The following is a 3,827-nucleotide window of genomic DNA, read 5'->3' as shown; positions in this document are numbered from 1 at the left end:
GCAGGACCTTCTTGCCCTGCTGCGCCATCATGTAGCTCAGGTTCGCGAGCGTGAAGCTCTTGCCGATCCCGCCCTTGCCGTAGATCGCGATGATCTGCGTCTGTTTGGCGACCTCGGACATGGCCGCCGGCTGCTCCGGCAGGCCGATGTTCACAGCGGCAGCGGTACTCGCCCCAGAGTTACCCATTCGCTCCTCTCCAATCGAGAATCATTTTTAGGCAGGCCGGATCATTGAATGCCGTCTCGTACGCCGTGGCGGCGTCGGCGGCTGGGCTGCGGTGGGTGATCAGGCCGTCGAAGGACAGGCGTCCGTCGGCCAGCGCATCACGCACGGCAACCAAGTCCGGCTCTTTGAACTCCGCCGCCACGCGCAGGTGCAGCTCGCGCATGAAGGCCGGCGGAAAGTCGAAGCTGATGGGCGCCTCGTAGAAGCCGGCGAGGACGATCTCGCCGCCGCGGGCGAGCCGCCCGATGAGGCTGTCCAGCAGTGTGGCATCGCCGCTCACGTCGACGATGACGGCGTAGTCCAGGCGCTGGTCTTGGGCCGGGTCGATGACCTGATAGCCCGTGGCGCCGTCGGCGCGCGCAGGATTGGTCTCCCAGACCACCGGCGGCTCGCCGCCGTTGGCCATGACCACCCGCGCCAGCAGCCGACCGAGCACACCGTGACCGACGATCAGCTCCGGCATGGCGGCGGAGCCTGCCACCGCGTGCTGAGCGGTGGCGGCGAGCGCCAGCAGGACGCCCTGCTCGTCCAAGCCGTCCGGCACCGGCAGCAGCCGTGCGCCGGGCACCACCACGCGGGAGGCAGCACCGCCGAACAGGCCGTGCACGTCCCCGTAGCAGCGTGCGCCGGGCACGAATACCTGCTCGCCGCCACTGCGACCGCTCTCGGCGCCCGCGTCTACCACGACGCCAACGGACTCATAACCTGGGACTAATGGATAGCCCATGCCCGGGAAGGGCGGCATGCGGCCGCTCCAGAGCAGTCGCTCGGTGCCGGTGCTGATGCCGCTGTAGGCGATGTCCACGACGCAATCCGCGGCCGTCGGCGGCGTGAGCGCAAGCTCACGCAGCGCCAGCTGCCGGGGCTCCTGAAGCACCACGGCCCGGGCGGTCAGCTCGGCGGCGTTGATGTCGCGATCGTTGGTCACGTTGGATCGGTCGGTGAGTCTTGTAGTGGTTTTGGTGTTCGGGCGCTGGTACGCCAGGCGCCGGCGCCTGTTCAACGTAGTGTCAGTCTAGCTTGACCCACGCTGATGTCAATATAAATTTACAGTACACCTGTCAACCGCGCTTGGCAATACCATGCTTGCTATAGGAATTAGTGAGGAACCTTGGCCACCATGAGCCGCGTTTGCAGCGGACGGCGGGTGCGCACCAAGCGGATGTCGCCGAACCCAGCCGCGCGCAGCATGGCCTTATGCTCCCGCGGCGGGCGGGTGCGTCCGCTGCCCATGGCGAGGAGGTACAGGCCGAAGTAGGCGTCGCCGACGGACTCGGCGCCGGGCGTCTCGGACATGGGCTCGGTGACCAACAAGGTGCCGCCGGGTGGCAGCGCCTTGCGCACCGCGCGCAGGATGGTCATCGCGCCGTCGTCGTTGTGGTCCAGGATGACCCGCACCAGCGAGATCACATCAGCGCCCGTCGGCACGCCCTCTGCCTTGATGTCGCCGCCGATGACGCTTGCCCGGTCGGCCAGGCCGGCGGCGGCGAGGTTCTGCTCGGCACGAGCGACAACGGCCGGCAGGTCGAAGAGCATCAGTTGCAGGTGCGGCCAGCGCTGGCCCGCTTGGATCAAGAAGCGGCCCTCGCCGCCGCCAACGTCCATCAGGCACTGGTGGTCCTTGAGCGGGTAGGCGTCCAGCGTGTCCTCGGCGACGAAGCCGCTGGAGGCCGACATGAGCGTGCTGTACTCCGCTACCCGCTCGTCGCCGTCGGCGGCAGGGTCCGTGGAGCCGGCGTAGGACCAGTAGCGGCCGAGCTCGGTCTCCTCGAGCTCGCCGCGGAACAGTGCCAGCGGGTCGTCCAGGTCGTGGTAGAGCATGCGGTGATGGCGCACCATGGCCGCGATGCCAGGGTTGCCGGGCATGGCAATGCCGAGCTTGCCGAGACCGTAGCGAGGGACGCCAGCAGCGTCCGTCCCGCGGCGCTCCAGCAGGTCGATGGCTACGCCGGCGCGCAGCAGCCGGTCCGCGGCGGCGTCCGTCATGTCCATCTCCGGCGCCAGCTCAGCGGCGGTGCGGGGCTTGTCTGCGAGCTTGTCGAACAGCTCCAGCTCCACCAGCGCGAACAGGATTTGGGAGTAGACAAAGCCCGCTGTGATGTCGAACAGCCCGCGGGCGCGGCGGGCGGCCTCGAAGCGGGTGAGCGGGAAGTCCGCCGCCCACCGCTGGAAGGCGGGGCTCGCGAGCTTGGCATCGCGCCAGGCGCGCCAGCGGTCAAGGAAAGGTAGCTCCACGGGATAGATTCCTAGTCAATCGTTCGGTTCTTGTTTTTTCCAGGGCGCAAGGCAAAGAGGGCTGCGGGCTGAGGACGGCAGGTGAGCCATCCCCCCTAGGCCCTTGGCCCTCAGCCCTCGGCGCGCAGTGCCGCAGGCAGCAGCCGGTTCATTTCCGCCTGCGCCATGGCGGCGAGCTTGTCGCGGCCGGGGCAGGCGGGGAGGGAATAAACGGCCTCGGTCAGCGGCACCGTGGGCCGGTCTATGGCGCCGTCGACGCCTAGCTCGGCGACGGCGCTCGGGCGCTCATGCGCAGCGTCCTGGCCCACCGGCTTGCCGAGCTCAGCGGCATCGCCGGCCACGTCGCGGAGGTCGTCCGCCACCTGATAGGCCAACCCCAAGTTCTCGCCGAGCGTGCGCCAGGGGTCAGGGTTCATGCCCGCGGCGGCGGCGCCCGCCTCGGTGGCGGCGGAGAAGAGCGCGGCGGTCTTCTCGCGGTGGTACTGGGTCAGATCCACGTCGGTCTCGCACTCCCATGCTTGACCGGCGACGATGCCATGGCCCACACCCACGGCGCGGGCGATGATCAGCGTCAGCGGCACCAGCCGCTCCGGATATAGACGGGTGTGCCAGGCAAGATTCTCGAAGGCCAGCACGATGAGCCCGTCGCCGGTCAGCAGCGCCAGCTGCTCACCGTGCTGCCCGAACAGCCGGTGCACCGTGGGCGCACCGCGGCGGGTTTCGGCGTCGTCGAAGACGGGCATGTCATCGTGCACCAGCGAGGCGCAGTGCAACAGCTCCAGCGAGGCCGCAGCGGCATCGGCGACGGCCGGCGCGTCATCGCCACAGGCCTCTGCCACCGCCAACAGCAGCCGTGGGCGGGCGCGGGAGCCCGGCGTCAGCACTGCATGGCGCACGGCCCGGTCGAGCTTGGGCGGACCGTGCTCCGCGAGCCCCAGGGTGAGCGCCGCCTCCAGCGCCTGCTCGATGCGTTGCAACACGTCCATCGGCCTCGTCTCCCGCTGCTGGAACCGGTTCAAAAGGGTTGGCAGACCCTTGTCAGAATCGCTTGTCACAATTGAGTGTCAAGTAAAATAGACACCACCCGCAGCGTCGTCAATGCCGCTCGGTGGTGCATCTCGGATAGGATCAAGGGCTTGCGGTGAGGGCTGACGCCAACCGACAGTTTGGCTGCGCTGGGTCAATGGGCGGGACAGCAGCGGCCGGTCTCGCCCCGTGGTCTGGGGAGGGAGCTGAGATAAACGGTCGCCGGGTGTATCCGGCTGCGGGGGTGTGGGCAGCCATCCCGAGCAGCAGTGGGCGGCGTCGACACAGCACAGGGTTTGCCCAAGGGTCGCAGCGCGCCTTGCGGCCTTCCGACACCGGT

3 protein-coding genes and 1 pseudogene are annotated in these 3,827 nt (G+C 68.6%); all 4 read right to left on the bottom strand.

What is annotated here, in order from left to right; genetic code table 11:
• Window positions 1-187 (bottom strand): annotated as a pseudogene (locus I6U14_RS14100) (chlorophyllide reductase iron protein subunit X); the annotation flags it as partial.
• Window positions 180-1,154, bottom strand: coding sequence for a chlorophyll synthesis pathway protein BchC (gene bchC, locus I6U14_RS14095; RefSeq protein ID WP_296900151.1), 975 nt, complete (start codon window positions 1,152-1,154; stop codon window positions 180-182). The gene bchC and the pseudogene I6U14_RS14100, both read right to left, overlap by 8 nt.
• A 170-nt stretch (window positions 1,155-1,324) precedes the next feature.
• Window positions 1,325-2,461, bottom strand: coding sequence for a methyltransferase (locus tag I6U14_RS14090; RefSeq protein WP_296900150.1), 1,137 nt, complete (start codon window positions 2,459-2,461; stop codon window positions 1,325-1,327).
• A gap of 110 nt (window positions 2,462-2,571) precedes the next feature.
• Complete coding sequence (locus I6U14_RS14085; protein WP_296900149.1) at window positions 2,572-3,447, bottom strand: polyprenyl synthetase family protein; 876 nt, start codon at window positions 3,445-3,447, stop codon at window positions 2,572-2,574.
• Window positions 3,448-3,827: the final 380 nt, after the last annotated feature.

It is taken from the genome of Thiohalocapsa sp., assembly GCF_019695415.1.
Classification (GTDB): Bacteria; Pseudomonadota; Gammaproteobacteria; order Chromatiales; family Chromatiaceae; genus Thiohalocapsa.
This window is presented reverse-complemented; position numbering and strand designations above follow the sequence as displayed.

Coding starts and splice junctions, on each gene's coding strand:
- I6U14_RS14085 (WP_296900149.1), bottom strand. CDS start 3,447: ATGGACGTGTTGCAACGCATCGAGCAGGCGCTGGAGGCGGCGCTCACC.